Here is a 22,686-nt window from a genome sequence, read left to right as displayed (position 1 = left end):
GAGCGCGTATGAAACTTCAATATGACAAGCCAGCAAATGTATGGACGGAAGGACTTCCAATTGGGAATGGACGTCTGGGCGGTATGATCTTCGGTGGTGTGGAACAGGAGAAAATTAGTCTAAACGAGGATACGCTTTGGTCAGGATACCCAAAAGAGGGTAACAATCCCGGTGCTAAGAACGTTCTGCCAAAGGTGCGACAGCTGATTCAAGAAGGCCGTTATGTTGAGGCGGACACGCTGACCAGAGAAATGATGGGGCCGTATACTCAATCTTATTTACCTTTTGGTGATCTATTGCTTCGTTTTGAACATGGCAACGTCTATCATTCTTATCATCGTACATTGGATGTGGAAAATGCGCTGCATCGCATTGAATATCAGATTGGCAATGTTACTTATACCCGTGAGATGTTCGCTTCTCATCCTGATCAGTTGCTTGTTCTTCGTTTGACCGCAAGTGTGCCAGGCGCATTGAATGTGCATGCCACGCTGGAAAGTCCACTCCGTCACAACCTTTATTCGCAAGGTGACAGCTATGTTCTATCGGGAACGGCACCGGAGCATGTAGATCCAAGCTATTTCGGGAGCGACAATCCCATCCGATACGGTGAATCAGGCAGCAGCAAGGGAATGGCTTTCGAAGGACAACTCTCCGTGACGGCGGATGACGGCCAAGTAACGGTTGATGGCAGTGGGATTCATTTGCTGGGTGCGACATCGGCAACCTTTTATTTCAGTGCGGCTACAGGTTTTAACGGGTATGACCTAATCCCGGGAATTGAAGGAAAAGATGCCTCCACCATTGCAGCCTCCTTCTTGGCAAGTGCTCAAGGCAAGTCTTACACCAGCCTGCTTCAAGCGCATATCACTGATTACCGGGCACTTTTCGATCGGGTGAAACTTCGGCTGGGCAAGCCGCTGGCACCGGAAGGAATGTCAACCGAGCAGCGGATTACGACTTACTCCGCGCAAGATCCGGGTCTAGTTGAGCTGCTGTTTCATTTCGGACGTTATTTGCTGATCGCAAGCTCGCGTCCCGGAACGCAGGCCGCCAATCTTCAGGGAATATGGAATGCCTCTACTCGTCCGCCTTGGAGCAGTAACTATACACTGAATATCAATACAGAAATGAACTATTGGCCCGCTGAGATTTGCAATCTGGCAGAGTGTCATGAGCCACTTTTGGATTTCGTCGGCAATCTGGCGAAGAGAGGGGCGGATACCGCTCGGACCAACTATGGCACCCGGGGCTGGGTAGCTCATCATAACTCGGATCTTTGGGCACACACTGCACCGGTAGGTGATTATGGCGATGGAGATCCAAGCTGGGCTTATTGGCCAATGGGCGGCATCTGGCTGACCCAGCATCTTTGGGAACATTTTGCTTTTGGCGGAGATACTGAATACTTGCGGACTTCGGCTTATCCTGTCATGAAGGAGGCGGCTCTGTTCGCATTGGATTGGCTGATTGACGACGGCAAGGGTAATCTTGTGACCTCCCCGTCCACTTCACCAGAGCATAAATTCCGGACAGCGGAGGGTGTGGCTGCGGTCAGCCCGGGTGCCACAATGGATATATCACTGATCTGGGAGTTGTTCACGAACTGTATCGAGGCATCAGTGATTCTTGGAACGGATGAGGCTTTGCGTGAAGAGCTGAAAAGTACCCGTGAGCGTCTATTGCCACTGCAGGTTGGCAAGTACGGGCAACTGCAGGAATGGTCCTCTGATTTTGAGGATGAGGACATGTACCACAGACATACCTCGCATCTGGTTGGAATTTATCCGGGCCGCCAGTTGTCAGAAGAAGAGACCCCTGAGCTATTTGCTGCGGCAAGAACCTCGCTGGAGCGGCGCGGGGATGAAAGCACAGGCTGGAGTCTGGGCTGGAGAGTCGCTTTATGGAGCCGCTTCCGGGATGGAAACCGTTCCTTGCGTCTGCTCTCCAACATGTTGCGGTTGGTGAAGGACGGGGAGTCGGAGCAATATAATCACGGCGGAGTTTATGCCAATCTGCTCGGCGCGCATCCGCCGTTCCAGATTGATGGCAACTTTGCAGCCTCCGCCGGGATTGCCGAAATGCTGCTACAATCTCACCGCGGCTATCTCGAACTACTGCCTGCATTGCCGAATGAATGGCAGGAGGGAAGAGTTGCAGGTTTACGTGCCCGCGGTGGCTTTGAAGTCAGCATTCAGTGGGACAACGGCAAGCTAGTGGAAGCGCAGATCACTTCCCTGCTGGGCACAGAATGTGTGATCCGCATGGATACCCCACTTAAGGTAACCTGTGGCAGTCAGGATATACAGTGTGAACGTTCCGCCGAAGGAAGGGTAAGTTTCGCTACAACCGCGGGACAATCCTACAAGCTTATCATTGGTGATCAGCAATAATCCGTTTTATAAGCGTATGAACAGCAGTAGGACCTGAACGTTTGGTCCTGCTGCTGTTTTTTGCATTTTCAGCATGAAGCTTCAGGACCAGCAGAGTTTAGGTAGGATGTGTTAGATCGCGGTATGGATCGGAAGATTGTTGTATAGAAAACGCTTTATCCGCTCTTTATAATGAGGTCATACTTGGGGGATACAGCTACTGAGACTGCGGCCTTCAAGGTCCAAAATGCAGCAACAAGGAGGCAAATTATGCTAACTGACAGTAATACAACCGTAAACGTGAATACAGACACAACGTCTCTTATCCGTGTAACCAATGGCCTGGTGAATCTGGAGATTGATCTCGGAACGGGTGAGTCATCCGTTGTCGGCGGGACTTCTGCACATGTAAAGGGGATTCGCAGCGCCTTTCGCTGGCAGGGCCGGGAATATAATACTGAACACTATCAGAGCCACGTGCTGAAGTTGCAGGAAGAGGTTGTTCGTGAAGGTTTTGGTAAAGGTGTCCATCTAGTGATTGTGCATGAAACATCCCTGCTGCCTCAGCTGGAGCAGCATTTTTATATTTATGAGTCCTCCTCATATGTGTTGATGCAAAGTGTGATCGCAAGCGATGAGGATATCAAAGCGAACCGCATGGCGGTCATTCAGAGCAAATCGGTATCCCTCGGCGGCGAGTCAGGTCAACCGGATGAACCAAGCATCCTGCGTGTGCCTTACGACAACGATAAATGGGTCAGATATACAGTGGTGAAGCCACCTATGGATACAGAGAGCTACGAGGTAACGGCAGTGTTCGCACCGGATAGCCGGCGAGGAATTATCATGGGTTCCATAACTCACAAGGTGTGGAAAACGGGTATTCGTATCAAAAGCGAGCGAAGCGGCCAGATCGAGGAGCTGGATCTTTACGGTGGGGCTGTGAGTGAATTAACCCGCGACTTTCAGCCGCACGGTTATGTAAAAGGCAAAAGAGTGGAGTCTCCGCTCGTATTCGTAGGTTTTTATGATGATTACAGAGAAGGTCTTGAAGCTTACGGCCGGGCCAATACATGGATTGAAGCTCCACTGGCTTGGGAGGGTGGCGTTCCTGTTGGCTGGAATAGCTGGTCTGCTGCAATGGCTGATCTGGATTATGATTTGTATACGTCGACCAGTGAGTTTTTGAAAAAAGAAGTGCAGCCGTTAGGATTCCAGAATGAGGATACGCTGTACATCAACTTTGACGCTTTTTGGGATAATTTCACAGCAGAAGAAATGAAAAATGCACTTGAGCTAGTGCGGAAGAATGGTCATAGACCGGGAACTTACTGGACCCCTTTCGCTTTCTGGGGAAGTCCTACTCAGTTTGGAGATGTCGTGGAAGGTACGAACGGTAAATACACCTATGGCGATATCCTGCTTCGGGACAGCGAAGGAGAGATTCTGCCGGATGTTGATGGAGGGCTAGCTATTGACCCCACACATCCGGGGAACCTGCAAAGAATAGATTGGTATACAAATAAATTCATCTCGGAAGGATTCGAGTATATCAAGCTGGATTTCCTGGCACATGGCGCACTGGAAGGGCAGCATCACAATCCGGAGATTACGACGGGCATTGCGGCGTATCACTATGGTATGTCCTACTTGCAGAACAAGCTGTCTCCAGAGGTAATTGGTCGACCGTTCTTTATTAATCTGTCCATCGCACCGTTGTTCCCTTATGCATTTGCACATAGCCGGCGTGTCTCTTGTGATGTTTTTGGCACGCTGCAGGATACAGAATATATGCTCAACTCTTTGACCCATGGCTGGTGGATGAGCGATTCATTGTACCGTTACAATGATCCCGACCATTCCGTACTGTACAAAAGCCATAACCAGGAAGCCACGGGCTGGCATGAAGGTCGCAGCCGGCTAACTGCTTCGGTGATCGCGGGAACGGTGCTGCTGCTAGGGGATGACTTCCGAAAAGAGGAAGCCGCCGCCCGGGCTAAAGCTTGGCTGAGCAATAAGGAAATTATGGATGTTGCTCGTCTTGGCAAAACCTTCAGACCGATAGAAGGGGACCTCGGCAAGCAATCCTGTGATACTTTTGTGCTCGAATCTTCAGAAGAAAATGCCTTTTATATAGCTGTCTTCAATTACGATGTCACGAAATCTGCTCCTAAATCCCTCTCATTAGAACGGGCAGGGCTGAATGCTCAAGCTGCTTACCAGCTGCTGGACCTATGGGAAGGTGTAGAAGGGGAAACCTCAGGAAAGCTGGAAGTTACGCTTGAACCCGCAGAATCTAAAATCTTCAAATTGACGGCAAAATAACAAAAGAATACGCGCCCTCTGCTTCTTGCGGATAGCGCGTATTCTTTTTTACAACCTATATTTGTTTTCGGCTTTGCGGATTAAGGCGGTATTGTGTGGGATTTATGCCGTAGCAGGCACTGAAATGTCTGGAAAAGGGATGGATCGAAGGATAGCCTAATTTCTCAGCAATGGCAGTAACACTTAGCTCGCTCTCCAGAAGCAGACCTGCCGCCCGCCGCATAACGAGATTATGATGATAAGCGCGCGGCGTCATTCCGGTTTCTCGCAGAAACAGCTCATGAAAATAGGTTCGCTTGAGTCCGCAGAGCTGTGCCCAGTCTTCGATAGATTTACCACGTTCGGGATGAGTGTTCAAATACTCCAACAGGCGCACAATCCGATAATCGCTTGGCTGATGCTGATGGAGGGCATTATACCAGCTTAATATCCAACCGTATAACAAGCTATGAACCGCTTCATTCCGGTAGAATATCGCTTCATTGTATATTTTGGCAATCATCACAAGACTATCGTATAGCTGTGGATATTTAGCTAGCGGGAAAACGCAGGGCAATTCTTTCAGCTCGGCACAGGGGACTTCGGTGGCCTTTTTCTCAAGCCTAAAGGGTTCAGGCGCATGGATAAAAGAAAGATTAGTAGACATAGGCGACTGCTTGTCCCACAAATCAAAATAGACATTGTAGGACGAGAGTGGATGAGAAGGGGAAATATGAAAGGCATGTGGCTGGCCGGGGCGCAGAAACACCAGTGTTCTACGCTCAATCGGATAACGAACTCCGTCGATTTCCATCTCACCGGGGCCATCGGTAAACAGATGAAAGGCGTAGGCATTGCCGACGCGCAGATGCTCATTGCTGCTTCCGTCGTACAGATAAGGCATGATTGCTCCAACATACGGTGTGATTTCAGATAGTTTGTTCATACTATACCCCTTTGCTAGCAGCATTTCTTAATTTTGGCCTGTAGTTAAATGTTTGGGATTACGGATAAATTGTCAAATGAATGAACGAGTCAACAAAGACTAGTAGTACTGATGATGTTACGATAAATGCGATAAATATACAATGTTAATAACAGAGAAAGCGGATTAATTAACAACAACTTTTGAAGGTCTATTACAGACAGGAGACGATCAAATGAGCGATTTTAAATTGTGGTATTCAACCCCTGCAACAAGCTGGTCGCAAGGGTTGCCGTTGGGTAACGGAAGAATAGGTGCTGTTGTAATGGCGGCGCCGCATCGTGAGGTGTGGAGCATGAGCGAGGTGACCTATTGGTCTGGGCAAACGGATCCCGACCCTGCTCCTGCCGGAGGTAGAACTGCGCTGGAAGAGATGCGAAGTCACTTTTTTGCCGGCGATTATGACAGCGGTGATCGTTTAGCCAAACAGTATTTACAGCCTAAAAAACAAAATTTCGGTACGAACCTGGGATTATGCGAGGTGGTTATTGATTTTGCCCAGGATGCGGATGTTAAATCAGGCGGTGTGTTTCGGCGGGAGCTGGAATTGACAAGTGCAGTGTCTGGGGCGGTCTATGAGAGCGGCGAAACAACAATCCGTCGAGAGGTCTTCGCTTCACATGCCGATGATCTGGTAGTTTCAAGAATTTGGAGCGATAGGCCTGGAGGTGTATCCTTTACGATTGCCATCGAAGGTGGGACAGAATCGTTTACGACTGAGGTTGTGGATGGCGACACTATTGAATTCAAGGGGCAAGCTACAGAAAAGGTGCACAGTAATGGTAAATGCGGGGTATGGGCAAAAGGGCAGCTCAAAATAAGTCTATCCGGCGGTACGATCTACAGGGGGGATGGCCGATTAAGAGTTTCCGGAGCTAATGAGGCCCGGATTTATTTTGGGGTCAGTACCGATTATCGCCGGAGCAATCAGGATTGGGAGACGGAGAGCTACAGCAACCTAAGGCAGGCATTAACCAAAGGTTATGCACAGTTAAAAGAAGATCATATTCAAGATTACCGTCAGGATTATGCAAAGGTGGATATTCAATTGGGTAGCTCCGGGAAAGAAGGTCTGCCTACCGATCAGCGGATTAGGTTACTGGCACAGGATCAGGCTGAGGACCCTCAGTTGTTCGCATTGTTCCTCCAGTATGGCCGCTACCTAACCATTGCCGGATCACGAGAAGATTCACCTCTTCCACTGCACTTGCAGGGAATCTGGAATGACGGTGAGGCTTGCCGTATGGGCTGGAGCTGCGACTATCATCTCGATATTAATACACAGATGAATTATTATCCGACAGAAGTCGTGAACCTTGCAGACAGCCACCTTCCATTGATGCGATATATTGAAGATTTATCTCAGGCGGGAAAATCAACTGCACGCGATTTATATGGCAGCAAAGGATGGGTAGCGCATGTATTCTCTAACGTCTGGGGGTTTACAGCTCCGGGCTGGGAAACCTCATGGGGGCTCAATGTCACAGGCGGATTATGGATTGCAACCCATCTGATGGAGCATTATGAATATAGTCAGGATCGTGTATTTCTAGAGCGCCAGGCATATCCTGTGCTAAAAGAAGCCGCAGAATTCTTCCTCGACTATATGACGATTCATCCGAAATATGGCTGGCTGGTGACGGGTCCTTCTAACTCGCCAGAGAACAGCTTCTATCCCGCAGATAGCAGCGAGGGTGCACAGCAGCTGTCTATGGGCTCGACCATGGATCAAGTGCTCGTGCAAGATCTTTTCGAGTTCTGCCTGAAGTCTGCGGTGTTGCTCGATACAGATTTGGAGCTTCAGCTGAAGCTAAAGGAAGCTATGGCTAAGTTACCCCCGCTACAGATTGGTAAAAGAGGTCAGCTGCAGGAGTGGCTTGAAGATTATGAAGAAGCGCAACCTGAGCATCGACACTTGGCTCATTTGTTCGCTTTGTATCCAAGCAACCAGATTACACCGGACAGAACACCGGAGTTAAGCGCGGCAGCAAGGGTAACGCTGGAGAACCGGATGGCTCAGGAAGAACTGGAGGATGTAGAGTTCACCGCCGCCTTATTCGGTCTTAGTTTTGCCAGACTATATGACGGGGAGAAGGCGTATAAGCATATCTCTCATTTAATTAGCGGACTGTGCTTCGATAATCTGTTCAGTTTCTCCAAATCAGGGATTGGTGGGGCAGAGTGCAATATCTTTGTCGTGGATGGCAACTTTGGCGGGACGGCTACCATTGCAGAGATGCTGCTGCAAAGCCACGCGGATGAAATTCATCTGTTGCCAGCGCTTCCGCAAGCCTGGAATACAGGATCGGTGTCTGGATTACGAGCCAAAGGAAAGGTAGAGGTAGACGTAGTTTGGGAGAAGGGGCAGTTGACGGAAGCTACGCTTCGCACCTACGCACCGGGAACGGTGACCCTTCGATGGGGAGATCAGAGAACTACCTTCCAAGCAGAAACAGGAGGAAGCTACTATTTCAACAGCCAATTGGAGCTGTTATAATGATTCGGCGGGGGCGATGAGCCTCCGTTTTCATTATGCGTCCGAATAATGATGAGTAGGTATCGAAGGGCTATCTGGTCTGCTTAAGACCCGATAGCCTTTTTACGAGCACGTTGGGATTAGATCTTACAAAGTAACGATTCATGCCTGAAAATGACTTACATTTATTTGGTCGATGATCGACTAAGGGGAAAAGAATATAATAGGAGCAAATACAGACAACAAGAAGGAGGGAACCTCAGGTGTATAGTATTTTTTTGGTAGATGATGAAGAAATGGGTCTTGAGATGATGAGAGATTATATCCGCTGGGAAGAGATGGGCATCTATGTAGTCGGAACAGCGAGCAATGGTAGAGAAGCTTTGGAGAAAATAGAGGCTTTTCAACCGGATATTATTCTTACAGATGTTCAGATGCCGATAATGAATGGAATTGAGTTGGCTAAAAAAATACATGAATGTTATGACCAGATGCAAATTATGTTCCTCACCGGACATGATGAATTCCACTATGTTAAATCGGCCCTTAATGTAGGAGCTGTTGGATATTTACTGAAGCCGCTAGATTTGACTGAAATTGAAAGCGTTATCGAAAAGGTTAAAGCACGCTGCGAAGAGGTTCAGATGAAACAACGTTCTATGGAGGCTGCTAAAACTAAGATTCTTAAGGAGCTTTCTTTTGAAAAAAATGCGGAGCAAGCCGCAGAGCTGGCAAATAACTTCAATAGGCTGACACGTCTCCCAGAGAGTAATCATTATACCATGGCACTGTTCAGCATCGATCCCAAAGAGGCGGAGGGTGAGCAGCAGAGTCTGGAAGAGTGTATGAGCCGGTTGATTTCTTATCTGGATCACTTTTTTAAGGCGAAAAATATAGAGGTTGTTTTTGTTCCTTACAAGGATGGCGAGACAGGTGTATTCATGGAAGCGACTCAACAGCCTGGCTATTATGCTTGGGAGGATTTAGCTGTGGCTATTCGTAGTGCGCTGGATTTTACGGTGACGGCAGCAGTCGGAGCGCAGGCCGCAGAATTAGCGCTGGTCCATAATCTGTATAAGCAGACGCGTGTGATTTTAAATGAACGTTTTTATAAAGGCACGGGCTTAATTATTCATGCCGCGGCTATTTCGAATCAGTTCGACAGTGAACATATGCCACCTTTTGAGAGAAAAGAGTGGTTTGAAGCTATCCATCAGCTGGACTTCGAGCAGGCCGCACAAAAGCTGCATCAATATTTCGTGGGATTGGCCACACTGAGAATCAAGAAAAAAATCATCTGTGATTGGGCGATTGATCTTGTTGATGAACTGCTAGAGCAGCTGCATCAGTCTGTTCCCGAGGGCTTTAAGCGGGCGGAGCTCTATCATTCCATCTATAATGCGCTGACTTTACATGAGATCGAGGATTTAATCCTGGGCACTGCGGGTGATGCCGTGAGCATGCTAGGTGAGCGACTTATGGATAAAAATACAAAGCTCGTCCACAAGGTTCGCACCGTGATTGAACAAAATTACGATCAGCCGATTACGATTAATAGTCTGTCTGATCAGGTTTATCTGTCACCGAACTACTTAAGATCTATTTTTAAGGATAAAACAGGCATCACGATCCACGATTATTTAACCCGTATTCGGCTTGATAAGGCCAAGGAGCTGCTCACAGACGGGTCACTGAAGATTCAAGATATTGCCCAGAGAGTGGGGTACGAAAGCACGTCTTATTTTATTTCTCTATTTCTGAAGAACCTTGGGGTCACACCTAACGAGTACAGGAAAAATATTTAACCTTCCGCACTTCTGCTTACTGAATAGAAAGAAAAGTCGCTTTCCTTTATGAATTGTAAACTTGCGATATGGAAAGATGCCCCTTTGCTTTTTACAATAAGCATGTATTACAACTCAGCACATGTGAGGGGCTTGATTCATTATTGCGATTAAAGGAAGCTTTTTTACACATCTAATTGCGATAGCGCTTTCAAGAAATCCAGACGGCAATAGTTGGATACAGCATTCTTGAGAGAGTAATCGGTACGGGCCGTACATTCCTTACATGACGTTACTTACAACAAGGAGAGGAGTTCTGAAGACGTTATTTGGAAAGAGGAACAACTGATGAATTGCAACCGGAAGGCTTTTCTTATATCAGAAAGTTAAATGGAGGGATTAAATGTTTGGACGTGTAATGAAAAGAGGGTTCTTGTTCTTTCTTATGATCAGCTTAGTGTTAGGCAGCGGTGGTCAGTTTGCCGGCAAGGTCTACGCCGAGGATATAAATAGCTATGAAGCTGAAGCGGATGGGAATATTCTGACGGGTAATGCGTCAATTTCTGACCACCCAGCGGCTTCCGGAGGGAAAAAAGTTGGCGGCATGTATCAAGGCAGCTCCTTGTTGTTCAATAATGTGACCGTAAGCGAGCCGGGGAATTATAAAATTACAGTGTATTATATTTCTGGCGATTCACGCCCGTTTAATATCAGTGCCAATGGCGGTGACAAGCAATTTGAAGAACCGTCCAAGACTGTGGACTGGGATACGGTAGGCACTTATGATGTGACGCTTCCGCTGAACGCGGGTGCTAATACCATCTTGATCGATGACAACAACTGGTATTCTCCGGACATCGATAAGATCGTAATCCGTGGATTGGACGACAGCGATCCAGGTGAAGGACCCGGAGGTGACTGGAAGGAGAAGCTGCATGGGGTGATCCTGGAAGCCGAGGCTACTGAGAATATGCTTACAGGCAACGCCAAAGTGGCGGGCAGCAGTGTGGGCTCTGGCGGTAAAATCGTAACGGATCTGAACAAAAACAGTTCCTTACAGTTCACAAATGTTGCAGTACCAGCAGCGGGAACGTATTTAATCCGCATCTCCTATATTTCCGGCGATCAACGTCCTGTCTATATGCAGGTTAACGATGGACTGGATGAAATGATTGACCTGCCAAAGACGGCAAGCTGGAGCACCGTGGGAACCTATGATGTGGAGGCCTCTTTGGTAGAGGGTTTGAATACTATCACCTTCTCAGATCATGATTGGTATTCTCCAGATTTCGACCGGATAGAAATTATTCCTTATACCCTCAGCTATGAAGCAGAATCTCCACTCAATGATTTGACAGGCGAGGCCCAAGTTTCCGCTAGCCCGAATGCTTCGGGTGGTCAGAAGGTAGGGTACTTGAATAACGGCAGTTCCATAACCTTCAACAAGATTACAGCCCCTATGACTGGTGATTACCGAATCACAGTCGCCTATATTTCAGGTGACCCACGCAGCTTCTACGTTAGTGCGAATGGTGGAGCAGAGCAGTATTATGAGCTGCCCAAGACACCGGACTGGGATACGGTTGGAATGTATGAACTTACACTGCCACTGAACGAAGGCGAGAATACAATCAAATTTACAGATGGCAACGGGTATGCGCCAGATCTGGACCGGATTATAGTTGAGCCAGCTATGGGTGTGGATCCTAATCCCCCAGTGGAGGAAGACGGTGATTTAGGAACACCGGGCGCTTCTAAGATCTACGGAGCTATCACAGTTACCGAATATACTTACGGACTGCTTGTATCAAATGGCCAATATGAAGTGTCCTATAATACCAAGTCCGGATATGTAAGCTATAACTGGGCTGACGGACAGAAGCTGCATGGGATCTATAGCAGTATCAAAATCGGCGATACGCTCGTTGAGACTACAAGCTATGAGAGTCATACAAGTGTTGGTGCTCCGGTAGACATTCAGGATGGTTTCGGCAAAGGCGTGGAGCTAACTTTTGTCCACACTTCCACAGGAAAACCGACGTTAAAGCAGGTCTACAAGTTTTATGACGATCAAAAGTATTTTCTGACCCGTTTGGATGTCGCCAGCGATACAGCAGTCAAGACCAACTATATGTCACCTATTACCGTAAAACGTACAGGTGGTGTGGATATCGGAGCTAGTGCGGATAATCGTGTGCTTACGGTTCCTTTTGACAACGATGCTTGGATTCGTTATAAATCTCAATCTATGAATCGTGCAGATACCAGCTATGAGATGACGACTGTGTTTAACAACTCGACACGCAGCGGCCTTGTGCTTGGCTCTGTAACTCATGATACCTGGAAGACAGGCATCGACTGGAAAGGTTCCTCCAATCGGCTGAATGAGCTGGTCGTATATGGGGGTGCAGCTAGTGATGTTACCCGGGATACCCAGCCTCATGGCAGCTTAAGTGGAACAAACTTGTCCTCACCTATGATCATGGTAGGGGCCTTCAGTGATTACCGTACAGGGCTTGAGGAGTATGGCAAAGCTAATGCGATCATTACACCTGCACTTGCGCTAAACCCCGAGCTGCCACATGGCGTACCGGTTGGTTTTAATAGCTGGGGAGCTTACGAGGGTACGCTTTCATATCAGGATGTAGTGGATGTCTCCAATTACTATAAAGAGAATCTGCAAAATTTCAATAATAACGGCAATGTATTTATTAACATGGATTCTTATTGGGATAATCTGAATGATAAGCAGCTGACTGACGCCGTATCGGTTATTAAAGGGAATGGCCAGCATGCGGGTATTTATTGGGCACCGTTTGTATACTGGGGCAACAATATGGACCAGATTGTAGAGGGAACTGACAATAAATATACTTACGGCGATATTGTCCTTAAGGATGCCGCGGGTCAACCGCTGCCGACTCTGGACGGGGCTTTTCCTTTGGATGTAACACATCCTGGTGCCCAATTACGCATGAACTATTTTTTGGACAAATTTAAAGCGCTGGGCTTCACCTTCATCAAATTGGATTTCTTAACGCATGGTTCGCTTGAGGGGCAACATTTCGATTCAACTATAACGACAGGAATCCAAGCTTATAATGAAGGAATGCGTTATGTGAAAGAACGTCTGGATGGAAAAATGTTCATTAGCGCATCAATTGCGCCAATTTTCCCGAGTCAATATGCGCATAGCCGGCGAATTTCCTGCGACACCTACGGCAAGATCAATGAAACCGAATATATGCTGAATTCATTAACCTATGGCTTTTGGCAAAATGGCACGATCTATACCTACACCGATCCTGATCATTTGGCATTGGCCCGTGCTACCAGCTTGACTGAAGCGCGTAGCCGTATGAACTCTGGCGTTATCGCTGGAACAGTACTGCTTGGCTCTGACAATGTTAACGATCCAAAAGCACAGGAGTACATGACCGCTTTGTTCAACAACAAAGATGTTCTCGATTTAGCTTTAAAAGGAAAAGTGTTCAAACCACTTGAAGGAAATACAAACGCCAATGCCGCCGATACTTTTGTTATGAAGGATGGCAATGATTATTATCTGGCTGTATTCAATTACAGTGCATCTGCTTCGGCAGATAAGCAAGTTGATCTTGGCCGCGCTGGACTGGATGCTGCAGAGATTTATACTACGCAAGATCTCTGGACAGGAGAAGTTTCCTCTGCCACAGGAACTATGAAATTGTCCTTGCAGCCGACAGAGTCGAAACTGGTAAAATTGACGGCTGCACCTAAGACAGTAACCGGTATAACACTGGATAAGACAGAGCTTTCGTTGACCGCTGGTGAAACCGGCAAGTTGACGGCTACAGTATCGCCGGATGATGCGACGGATAAAGCAGTACTTTGGACTTCGAGCGATACCTCTGTAGCTACCGTAGTGTACGGAACAGTAACCGCTGTAGAAGCTGGAAAGGCCACCATTACTGTGGAAACGGTAGACGGTGGCTTCAAAACATCGGCAGAAATCACAGTCAAAGAGGCCTCTACAGGAGAGCCGGGAAATCCAGGAGAACCGAGCGATCCGGGAAATCCGGGAGAGCCTAGTAATCCGGGAGAGCCGGGAAATCCGGGAGAGCCTAGTAATCCGGGAGAGCCGGGAAATCCGGGAAATCCGGGAGAGCCTAGTAATCCAGGAGAACCGGGAAATCCAGGAGAGCCTAGTAATCCTGGGAATCCAGGAAACAATAGCGGTACCTCTGACAGTACTTCGGGTCAAGAGAATGCTGCGGGCACTTTGATTCTCATGCCAGATATGCTGAAAGTGGACAGTGCTTCTGGTCAGGTAGTGGTTGAGATTAAAGGGGATATTCAGCAAGTTCAGTTATCCTCTGCTGTAGTCCGACAGTTGGCGAACCACACCCTAGTTTTGAATGCGGGTAAGCTCTCCTTGCAGGTACCAGCGGAGCTAATTCACCAGTTGCAAAACAAGCTGCCAGAGGGACAGCGGGAAGATAGCAAGATTGCCCTGAAGATGGTGAACCTCAGCAGCAAGGCCGATGAGTTAGTTGCTACAGTGGCTAGTTCTACTAATGCGGCTGTTGTACTCAAGGGAGACATCTATGAATTTAGTCTTTCTATTACCACCAAGTCAGGCATTACAGACACACTCGCTACATTTGATAAGCCAATAACACTCATCATGCCAGTGGCAGAAGGCTTCAATGCTAAACGAGGCGGTGTTTATTATATCGCGGACAATGGCAGTCTGGAATATATTCAAGCTGATTATGCTAACGGTGTATTAAAAGCTGAGGTCAGCCACTTCAGCAAATATGCTGTGCTGGAGTTGAACCGCATCTTTGTCGATGTTCCGGCCAATCACTGGGCTAACCCAGTAATCCAAGAGCTGGCGTCCAAGCTATATGTGCAGGGCACAAGCAAAGAAAAGTTTGAACCAAGCCGGGCAGTTACACGTGCCGAGTTCACCTCGATGCTTGTTCATGCCCTTGGACTGACCGCGACAGGAAAAGAAAGCTTTGCTGATGTTGCTCCATCCGCCTGGTATGCGAAGCCTATCTCAATCGCTTACAAGGCGGGAATCGTGAGTGGCAGAAGTGCGTCCAAGTTTGAGCCGGGCGCACAGATTACCCGTGAAGAAATCACGGTGATGCTAATGAAGGCTTACGAGCTGAACAACGGCGTAACAGCCAATGGTGCAACAACCAACGGTGCAACAACCATTGGTGCAACAACCAACGGCGTAACAACCATTGGTGCAACAACTAACGGCGCAACAATCAACGGTGCAACTGCCGCAGCGTTCACCGACATGAATCAGGTGTCTGCTTGGGCCGCTGCTTCTGTAAATGAAGCGGCCAGTCTAGGACTGATTCAAGGTCAAAGTCATGAACGGTTTGCACCAAAAGGAATCGCTTCGCGCGCAGAAGCGGCTCAAGTGATCTATAATTTGATTTTGAAGTAAGCTGAAATGACTACAAAAGAGCGACTCTCCATTAACCGGAGAGTCGCTCTTTTTGATAGATCAGTTAATGAAATTAGCTACTTTATCGAACTTTACTAATAGATACTACATTACTATTAGGTACATTGCTATTAGGTACATTACTGTTTGGCAGTTACTAATACCACACTTTACTATCTATCGGAACTTACTCCAGTAAAGTAGAATCCCGTGCAAAAGTCGAGCACACCCCAGCAAAGTAGAATCCCGTGTAAAAGTAGAACACACTCCAGCAAAGTAGAATCCCGTGTAAAAGTAGAACACACCCAGCAAAGTAGAATCCCGCGCAAAAGTAGAACACACCTCAGCAAAGCAGAATCCTGCCAAAAGTCGAACACACTACGGAAAAGTAGAATCCCGCGTAAAAGTAGAACACACTACGGCAAAGTAGATCATAGTTAGAACACATCGGACCGTATCGCAGCTATTTCGGCTATTTGAGCTATTCTACAAAGGTATCGGACTGTATAGCTCTTATTGCTATAAAAATGTCCAGAATTACTGTGCAAATGAGTCAATAGCTGCATCTGAGTCCGATAGCCGAGCAAAATGCCCTGATTCATCGAAATAGGGTCCCCTCGGTCCGATGCGTATGAGGAAGGAGTATAAGTAGAGCACACCTCAGCAAAGTAGAATCCCGCGCATAAGTTGAACACACCCCAGCAAAGTAGAATCCCGCACAAAAGTCGAACACACTACGGCAAAGTAGATCATAGTTAGAACACATCGGACCGTATCGCAGCTATTTTGGATATTTGAGTCATTTTACAAAGATTTCGGACTGTATAGCTCTTATTGCTATAAAAATGTCCAGAATTACTGTGCAAATGAGTCAATAGCTGCATCTGAGTCCGATAGCCGAGCAAAATGCCCTGATTCATCGAAATAGGGTCCCCTCGGTCCGATGCGTATGAGGAAGGAGTATAAGTAGAGCACACCTCAGCAAAGTAGAATCCCGCGCAAAAGTAGAGCATACCCAGCAAAGTAGAATCCCCCGCAAAAGTCGAACACACCCCGACAAAGTAGATCATAGTTAGAACACATCGGACCGTATCGCAGCTATTTCGGATATTTGAGCTATTCTACAAAGGCATCGGACTGTATAGCTCTTATTGCTATAAAAATGTCCAGAATTACTGTGCAAATGAGTCAATAGCTGCATCTGAGTCCGATAGCCGAGCAAAATGCCCTGATTCATCGAAATAGGGTCCCCTCGGTCCGATGCGTATGAGGAAGGAGTATAAGTAGAGCACACCTCAGCAAAGTAGAATCCCGCGCATAAGTTGAACACACCCCAGCAAAGTAGAATCCCGCACAAAAGTCGAACACACTACGGCAAAGTAGATCATAGTTAGAACACATCGGACCGTATCGCAGCTATTTTGGATATTTGAGTCATTTTACAAAGATTTCGGACTGTATAGCTCTTATTGCTATAAAAATGTCCAGAATTACTGTGCAAATGAGTCAATAGCTGCATCTGAGTCCGATAGTCGAGCAAAATGCCCCGAATCATCGAAATAAGGTCTCCTCGGTCCGATACGAATGAGCAGGGAGCAAATAGTACCGAGCGATCTAAACGATCCCATCGATCCCATCATATCCAAGGAGAAGCAAGCCAAACGATCCCCGCAATGGAGAATTCCCTCGTCACCGCTCCTACACCTCTTTTTGGGGTAAACGAATCTGCACAGTGGTGCCTATTCCTAGTCTGCTAAACACTTTAACGCCGTAGTGCTCACCAAATTTCAGTTTGATGCGGCGATCAACGTTAGTGATTCCGTACCCTCGTCCAGGCTTATCCTCAAGCAAAGAACTGAGCGTCTCGCGGCTCATCCCCATGCCATCATCGATTACTGACAAAATAATATCGTTCGCTTCCATGACACCTTTGATATGAATATTCAGCGGACTTTCTTGACTCCACACGGCATGCAGCACTGCATTCTCCACAAAAGGCTGTAAGGCAAGTTTGACTGTAGAGTAAGGCAGAATCGCTTCATCTACTTTGTAGGTAATGTTCAGTTGTCCTTTAAAGCGGATTAGCTGAATGGCGTTGTAGCTCTGGGTCAGCTTTAATTCCTCGTGGATGGTCAATATACTTTTCCCTTTATTCAGGGAGATTCGATAAAACTTGGCTAGATGAAGCACCAAATCTTGTATACGCGTATCTTGATGTTTTAGGGCAAGCGACGAGATGGAGCCCAGTGTGTTATACAGAAAATGAGGGTTGATCTGCGCTTGCAGCAGGTCAAGCTCGGCTTCCTTGCTCTGCAGCTCCTTCTGATACACCTCGGTAATGAGACTTTTGAGCCGGGTGGTCATTTGCTTGAAGGCAAAATGCAGCTGGCCAATCTCATCATTTCCCAAATGTTCTTCTGTACTATGATTGAAATCCCCCCGTTCCAGGCGGCGGATCATCCGGATTAAAGTACGGATACGCTTGCTGAATAGCGACGCCGTAATGTAAATCAGCAGGAGGGCCACGCCAATAAAGCCCAGTGAGATTTTGATAATCAGATCTGAGAGTGATTTAGCATCCTGAATAATGCTGTCATAAGGGAAGATGGACACGGTTTTCCATCCATTTTTGAGCGTGTTATAGACGGCGAAAGCCTTTACCCCTTTGTAAGTTGTGTCAAATCTGCCCGATGGCGATTCATCGAATTTCTGATCAAGCAATTCCGGCAGGCTCGTATTTAATAAGTGCTTGTCTGCTGCTGAGAGAATAAGCCCTTTGTCATTAATAATAAAAATATCTTTCCCGCCCGCTTCTTCCTCCATTAAAGAATAGATTACCGATTCGGAGATTCTGAATACCAGAATACCGTAGGGATATTGATTGCGGTTATTGTTCAAAAATCTTGCTAAGGTAAACATGGCCGGACTATCTTCGGTTTGCGGTGAGGACAGATGAATGATATTCCCGTGTGACTGCTGAAGCTGCTTGAACAGCTCGGTCTCTTTAACCTCAGCTGTTACCGGCTTGATATAATAATCATCTTTGGGAAGTGATTCATTGTCCGAATAAATGAAAACGTTATCAAAATCAGGATAGGCAGTCATTATCGTGTCCATGCGGTTGCCTATATATTGATAGACATCCAGATAAGAAGGATCATCCTGGTATTCACTCGTGAGGTAGCTGGCAAGTCTGTTATCCAGGTAGATGGAAGCTGAAATATGTTCATAGCTGTCCAGCTTGTTTTCCAAATTTTTATTAATCTGAGCTGTTGAATTCATCATATTGCTGTAAATCTGATCCGTTAATTTTGATTTTGTTAATTCGTAGGAAAGGTAGGCGAAAAGCATCATCGGAATAATGGTCACTAGCACAAATACGCTGAACAGCTTGGAACGAAAGCTCAAATCAATAAAAGGCATATAAATATATTTCCTATATATATGGCGCATAGAAGAAGTCCCTTCTTTACTGTAAATTCGCTGTTTGCCATGTTCATCATAGCAGACTAAATATCGAAATCCAATGCTCGAATCTGCCGAAACTCCTTTAAAAAGCGCTATCATTCGGAGGATTGAAGTATAGAAAGCCACCTGTTGCGGACTTAAGATGAATAGGAGAGAAGTTGAATCGAGATGTGGCTCGACATGCTGCACTAAATAAAAAGGGAGGGTATTTGATGCATAAAGCAAGCGCTATCAAAACAGTCAGAGGCAATAATCTGTGGTACAGATTAAAAGAGCAGAAATGGTTATTTTTGCTGATGCTGCCTGCCTTAATTGCGACATTGCTATTTTCTTATGGTCCTATGTTTGGGATGTATATGGCGTTTACGAATTATCAGCCGGGCGGAGGAACGTTTTTTCAACAATTTTTCCATGCAGAGTTTGTAGGCTTCAAGTGGTTTGAGTATTTCTTTACTACCGGAGATTTCTACCGTGTAATGCGTAATACGCTCGCTACAAGCTTGCTGACCTTGTTATTCGGATTTCCAGCGCCGATCATCCTCGCACTTGTACTGAATGAAGCTAGGCAGGGATTTTTCAAAAGATTTGTACAGACGGTTTCTTATCTGCCGCATTTTATCTCATGGGTTATCGCTGCAAACATCGTGATTACGCTGCTGGCTTCTGATGGGATGTTTAACAATTTACTGGTGACGTTGGGCATTGTTCAGGAACCGGTTGCTTTTCTACAAAATGGACCGCTATTCTGGTGGATTATCGCTTTGTCCAACATGTGGAAGGAAATGGGCTTCAGCGCCATTATGTATCTTGCTGCAATTTCCGCTATTAATCCAGAGCTCTACGAAGCAGCAAGAGTGGATGGAGCCAGTCGCTTCCGGCAAATGTGGCATATTACGTTGCCAGCCTTGCGTCCAACCATTGTTATTTTAGGGATTCTAGCCGTCGGAGGCATTTTGAATGCGGGCTTTGAACAACAATACCTGCTGCAAAATAATACCGTGCTTGAGTATTCAGAGGTTATCGATATTTATGCATATAAATACGGGCTACAAAACAGCATGTTCTCCTACGGAGCTGCCGTTGGGGTATTTAAATCCGTGATTGCCTTCATACTTGTTGTAATTGTGAATCGTATTTCTAGAAAAGTGAACGACCAAGCGTTGTTCTAAACACGAAAAAGAGAGGAGCGCTTGTGATGATTTCGAATAGATACGGGGATCATATTTTTAAATTTATAGTTTATTTCATTCTTATACTTGTGTTGCTAGTTACCTTTCTGCCTTTTTGGAATATTCTCGTTCTTTCATTAAATGCTGCTGAGGATACCGTACGTGGTGGCGTCTATTTATGGCCCAGAGTCCTCACCTTTGATAGCTACAGTCAAATCTTAAAAGATAGCGAGATTTTGAATGGCTTATGGGTTACTGTCAAACGTACCGTAATTGGAGCGCCGCTATCTGTCCTTGTCATTACGATGCTTGCTTATCCGCTAAGCCGCCGGAATTTGATGGGACGTAAAGGATGGAATCTATATTTTGTCTTCACGATGTATTTTGGAGGCGGACTGATTCCTTATTACATGGTGCTTAAAGCGCTGAATATGATTGACACGTTTTCCGTATTTATTTTGCCAGGGCTGATGAATGTCTTCTATATGATTATTGTCCGTACCTTTATGGAGGGGCTGCCTGGTGAGATCGAGGAGTCGGCGAAGGTAGACGGGGCGAATGACCTGACGATTTTCTTCCGGATTGTTCTACCTTTGACCACACCCGTGCTTGCGACTGTAGGACTTTTTCAGGCAATCTCACATTGGAATTCGTGGTTTGACTCCTATGCGTTTACCTATAGTTCTGACTTAAAGACCTTACAAGCCGTACTCGTAAAAATATTAAGCCAATTCCAAACCGGAGGCATGGTATCGCAATCGCAAATGCTAGCTAACTCGGCTAAGCGGAATGCGGTTTCAAGTGATACTATCCGGATGGCAGCGACGATGGTGGCAACATTGCCTATCGTACTGGTATACCCATTCCTGCAAAAGTACTTTGTTAAGGGTATGACTTTGGGAGCGGTTAAGAGTTAATATGATTAAATAAATGGCGGCCCTGAAGGGGGGTGAGCGGACAGACTTGCTTGGTTGCTTGATAGACTTATGAAGTAACTTACTTAATGGGAGGAATTAGGGTGTCTATGATAAAGAAAAACAAATGGTTGAACGTGAGTATTACTGCCGCATTAGCCGTTGGTGTATTAGCGGGTTGTGCTTCAAATGATGGAAAAAACAATACAAACCAAACGGCCGGAGACGATAAAAAACAAGAGCCGATTACATTGACCTGGTTTGATTCAAATACCAAGGGTGAGCCTTTCACTGATGCTATTGCGCAAGAAATCACCAAAAAAACGGGCATTTCGATCTCAATCCAGCAGCCAACGGGTAATCCTACGGAAAAGCTGAGCTTGATGCTAGCCAGCGGTGACTATCCAGATGTAGTTGTAATGAGCCGGGGTGATGCTTCTCTCGATAAATACATTACAAGTGGCGCATTTATAGCGCTCGATGATTTAATTGAGAAAAGTGGACCAGACATTAAAGAAATGTACGGCGACACATTGATCAAAACACGTTATAAAGATGGAAAAAACTATTACCTAGCTAACTGGTATGGCCTGGATAGTGATCCTGTCTTCGGTATGCTGATGAGAAAAAATCTGGTTGCTGACCTGGCTCCAGATAAGGCAGATGGCTCCACCCCACTCACAACGGATGAGTTTGAAGCACTTTTAAAGAATTTTAAAGAGAAAAACAAGACAATTGATGGAAAAGAAACTGTTCCAATGACGATGAACGGTGAAAATATGGGCGCCAACCTGGGTACATTTAAAGGGATGTGGGGTCTGAGAACCTACTACGATAATAATGGAACATTACAATATGATGTTAAGGATCCAAAGTATCGCGAGATGCTGCTTTATGTGAACAGTCTGTATAGAGAAGGTCTAATCGAAAAAGAATTTGCCATCAGCAAAACACAAACCTGGATTCAAAAGCTGGCTACCGGCACAGTGTTCTCCACACCAGGCGCATACTGGGACCCAGGTAACGCAAATGGTACTCTGAAGAAGGATGGCGGAGATGATAATCAGTTCTTCCCGTACAAGGTTGTAGCACCAGGCACAGAGACCTCCCAAACAACATTCGGACCAAGAAGCTCACTTGGATGGGATGCTATTGCCATTACGAAAAATAACAAACACCCTGAAGAAACTATTAAGCTGTTCAACTACCTAGCGAGTGACGAAGGACAACATTTGCTGCTATGGGGTAAGGAAGGCGAGCAGTACACCATGGTGGATGGAAAGAGACAACCAGACCCTGCATTCCTGCAAAGCTTCAAGGATAACTGGGACGATGCTGTGAAGAAGAGCGGTGTTCGTAAATGGTTGTGGTTTGTTAAAAATGGTCTGGATGCCAATGAACAGCCATACGATATGGCCGTTAAATACCAACGTAGTGAAATTGACGAAATGGCCATTAAGAGCCTTGGAGATTCCGTATGGGATACAGCAGAATTTGATAACTTAGGTCCTGACGGCGGAACGCCTGAAGCGCTGACCGCGCAAAAAGTAAAAGATATTATGGATCAAAGCATTACGAGAGTAATCATCGCTCCTTCTGAAGCCGAAGCCAATTCTACATTCGACAAGATGCTTGCGGATATGAAAAAAGCTGGGGATGAAAAAGTAGAAGAAATCTTCAATCAGAAGTATAGCGAACGTATGGAATTGTGGAACTCAAAATAATATATTTATCTATGTAAAAGCTTCCTCTCTGCATTTCAGCA

Annotated in this window: 10 protein-coding genes; 8 read left to right on the top strand and 2 right to left on the bottom strand. The window is 46.3% G+C overall.

The window, feature by feature from the left end; all coding sequences use genetic code 11:
• The first annotated feature begins 8 nt into the window (after positions 1–8).
• Positions 9–2,393, top strand: coding sequence for a glycosyl hydrolase family 95 catalytic domain-containing protein (locus MHB37_RS23765; RefSeq protein ID WP_405168595.1), 2,385 nt, complete (start codon positions 9–11; stop codon positions 2,391–2,393).
• A 249-nt stretch (positions 2,394–2,642) separates the two neighbouring features.
• Complete coding sequence (locus tag MHB37_RS23760; RefSeq protein ID WP_076128931.1) at positions 2,643–4,697, top strand: alpha-galactosidase; 2,055 nt, start codon at positions 2,643–2,645, stop codon at positions 4,695–4,697.
• 55 nt (positions 4,698–4,752) lie between these two features.
• Here the strand turns inward: MHB37_RS23760 and MHB37_RS23755 are convergent, their stop codons facing one another.
• Entirely contained in the window at positions 4,753–5,622 is an 870-nt protein-coding gene (locus tag MHB37_RS23755) for an AraC family transcriptional regulator (protein WP_076128933.1), read from the bottom strand.
• A gap of 214 nt (positions 5,623–5,836) precedes the next feature.
• On the opposite strand from MHB37_RS23755, the gene MHB37_RS23750 reads away from it, so the two are divergent.
• The 3 genes from MHB37_RS23750 to MHB37_RS23740 all read left to right on the top strand — a co-directional run bounded on the left by MHB37_RS23750 (position 5,837) and on the right by MHB37_RS23740 (position 15,370).
• Positions 5,837–8,158, top strand: coding sequence for a glycosyl hydrolase family 95 catalytic domain-containing protein (locus MHB37_RS23750; RefSeq protein ID WP_076128935.1), 2,322 nt, complete (start codon positions 5,837–5,839; stop codon positions 8,156–8,158).
• Between the two features lie 242 nt (positions 8,159–8,400).
• A complete protein-coding gene (locus MHB37_RS23745) occupies positions 8,401–9,942 on the top strand; it encodes a response regulator (protein ID WP_076128937.1) in 1,542 nt (513 codons plus the stop codon).
• 382 nt (positions 9,943–10,324) lie between these two features.
• Positions 10,325–15,370, top strand: a complete 5,046-nt coding sequence (locus tag MHB37_RS23740) for an S-layer homology domain-containing protein (RefSeq protein ID WP_405168594.1) — start codon at positions 10,325–10,327, stop codon at positions 15,368–15,370.
• Between the two features lie 1,698 nt (positions 15,371–17,068).
• On the opposite strand, the gene MHB37_RS23735 is transcribed toward MHB37_RS23740, so the two are convergent.
• Entirely contained in the window at positions 17,069–18,793 is a 1,725-nt protein-coding gene (locus tag MHB37_RS23735) for a sensor histidine kinase (RefSeq protein WP_405132518.1), read from the bottom strand.
• A 257-nt stretch (positions 18,794–19,050) separates the two neighbouring features.
• Between MHB37_RS23735 and MHB37_RS23730 the strand changes: the two genes are divergently transcribed.
• The 3 genes from MHB37_RS23730 to MHB37_RS23720 all read left to right on the top strand — a co-directional run bounded on the left by MHB37_RS23730 (position 19,051) and on the right by MHB37_RS23720 (position 22,645).
• Positions 19,051–20,007, top strand: a complete 957-nt coding sequence (locus MHB37_RS23730; RefSeq protein ID WP_051491272.1) for a sugar ABC transporter permease — start codon at positions 19,051–19,053, stop codon at positions 20,005–20,007.
• 26 nt (positions 20,008–20,033) lie between these two features.
• Positions 20,034–20,924 carry a carbohydrate ABC transporter permease gene (locus tag MHB37_RS23725; RefSeq protein WP_036683186.1) on the top strand — a complete coding sequence of 297 codons (891 nt, stop codon included), beginning with the start codon at positions 20,034–20,036 and terminating at the stop codon, positions 20,922–20,924.
• 107 nt (positions 20,925–21,031) lie between these two features.
• Entirely contained in the window at positions 21,032–22,645 is a 1,614-nt protein-coding gene (locus MHB37_RS23720) for an extracellular solute-binding protein (protein ID WP_076194808.1), read from the top strand.
• Positions 22,646–22,686: the final 41 nt, after the last annotated feature.

Source organism: Paenibacillus sp. FSL H3-0286 (genome assembly GCF_045040705.1).
Lineage (GTDB): Bacteria > Bacillota > Bacilli > Paenibacillales > Paenibacillaceae > Paenibacillus_AQ > Paenibacillus_AQ odorifer.
This window is presented reverse-complemented; position numbering and strand designations above follow the sequence as displayed.

Bases quoted from the DNA above. Each gene is read 5' to 3' on its own strand.
- MHB37_RS23765 (WP_405168595.1), top strand. From the start codon at position 9: ATGAAACTTCAATATGACAAGCCAGCAAATGTATGGACGGAAGGACTT.
- MHB37_RS23760 (WP_076128931.1), top strand. From the start codon at position 2,643: ATGCTAACTGACAGTAATACAACCGTAAACGTGAATACAGACACAACG.
- MHB37_RS23755 (WP_076128933.1), bottom strand. From the start codon at position 5,622: ATGAACAAACTATCTGAAATCACACCGTATGTTGGAGCAATCATGCCT.
- MHB37_RS23750 (WP_076128935.1), top strand. From the start codon at position 5,837: ATGAGCGATTTTAAATTGTGGTATTCAACCCCTGCAACAAGCTGGTCG.
- MHB37_RS23740 (WP_405168594.1), top strand. From the start codon at position 10,325: ATGTTTGGACGTGTAATGAAAAGAGGGTTCTTGTTCTTTCTTATGATC.
- MHB37_RS23735 (WP_405132518.1), bottom strand. From the start codon at position 18,793: ATGCCTTTTATTGATTTGAGCTTTCGTTCCAAGCTGTTCAGCGTATTT.
- MHB37_RS23730 (WP_051491272.1), top strand. From the start codon at position 19,051: ATGCATAAAGCAAGCGCTATCAAAACAGTCAGAGGCAATAATCTGTGG.
- MHB37_RS23725 (WP_036683186.1), top strand. From the start codon at position 20,034: ATGATTTCGAATAGATACGGGGATCATATTTTTAAATTTATAGTTTAT.
- MHB37_RS23720 (WP_076194808.1), top strand. From the start codon at position 21,032: ATGATAAAGAAAAACAAATGGTTGAACGTGAGTATTACTGCCGCATTA.